Origin of the sequence: Mammaliicoccus sp. H-M34 (assembly GCF_022386495.1) — a bacterium.
GTDB lineage: Bacteria > Bacillota > Bacilli > Staphylococcales > Staphylococcaceae > Mammaliicoccus > Mammaliicoccus fleurettii.
The window spans coordinates 1-891 of the sequence record NZ_JAJNIK010000023.1 but is presented as its reverse complement, the minus strand read 5'-3'; the positions used below and the strand labels follow the sequence as shown (position 1 = coordinate 891).

The window sequence follows — 891 nt, the reverse complement described above, 5'->3', positions numbered from 1 at the left end:
GATCGAAGACTTAATCAAAATTTTTAACTCGGTTTAACGCCGTAAAATCTGCTTACTATCTAGTTTTGAATGTGCAATACATTCTAATAGTTATTGCGAAGAGAAAACGCTTATAGACGACGAATCACAATGGATGATAAATGAGTTTACTCAGGTAAATGAATGCGAAAGCCAGTAGTGATGAGGAAGTATGTGAACGCTTGTCTCAAGCAACATTTGTCTGGTGACGATAGCAAAGAGGTCACACCTGTTCCCATGCCGAACACAGAAGTTAAGCTCTTTAGCGCCGATGGTAGTTGGGCTTACGTTCCGCGAGAGTAGGACGTTGCCGGGCAAATAATAATTATACATATGTTATTAAAATGGAGAATTAGCTCAGCTGGGAGAGCATCTGCCTTACAAGCAGAGGGTCGGCGGTTCGAACCCGTCATTCTCCACCATTTTAAGCCGGCCTAGCTCAACTGGTAGAGCAACTGACTTGTAATCAGTAGGTTGGGGGTTCAAGTCCTCTGGCCGGCACCATTTTTTAGAGCCATTAGCTCAGTTGGTAGAGCATCTGACTTTTAATCAGAGGGTCAGAGGTTCGAATCCTCTATGGCTCATAGCGGGTGTGGCGGAATTGGCAGACGCACTAGACTTAGGATCTAGCGCCGCAAGGCGTGGGGGTTCGACTCCCTTCACCCGCATTTTATTAATATGATTCAAGCATTTAATCTTGCAGAAGTAGTTCAGCGGTAGAATACAACCTTGCCAAGGTTGGGGTCGCGGGTTCGAATCCCGTCTTCTGCTCCATTATTTGCCGGGGTGGCGGAACTGGCAGACGCACAGGACTTAAAATCCTGCGGTAAGTGATTACCGTACCGGTTCGATTCCGGTCCTCGGCACCATTTT

6 tRNA genes and 1 rRNA gene are annotated in these 891 nt (G+C 46.5%); all 7 read left to right on the top strand.

Annotated elements, in window-relative coordinates:
• The first annotated feature begins 219 nt into the window (after positions 1 to 219).
• Positions 220 to 334 (top strand): 5S ribosomal RNA (rrf, locus tag LQ608_RS12360).
• Between the two features lie 30 nt (positions 335 to 364).
• Positions 365 to 440, top strand: a tRNA-Val gene (locus tag LQ608_RS12355).
• 6 nt (positions 441 to 446) lie between these two features.
• Positions 447 to 522 (top strand) — tRNA-Thr (locus LQ608_RS12350).
• Positions 523 to 529: 7 nt separating this feature from the next.
• Positions 530 to 602: transfer RNA gene (locus LQ608_RS12345), tRNA-Lys, on the top strand.
• Between the two features lie 2 nt (positions 603 to 604).
• A tRNA-Leu gene (locus LQ608_RS12340) sits at positions 605 to 686 on the top strand.
• 31 nt (positions 687 to 717) lie between these two features.
• Positions 718 to 792: transfer RNA gene (locus LQ608_RS12335), tRNA-Gly, on the top strand.
• A 6-nt stretch (positions 793 to 798) separates the two neighbouring features.
• A tRNA-Leu gene (locus LQ608_RS12330) sits at positions 799 to 887 on the top strand.
• The last annotated feature ends 4 nt before the right edge of the window (positions 888 to 891 follow it).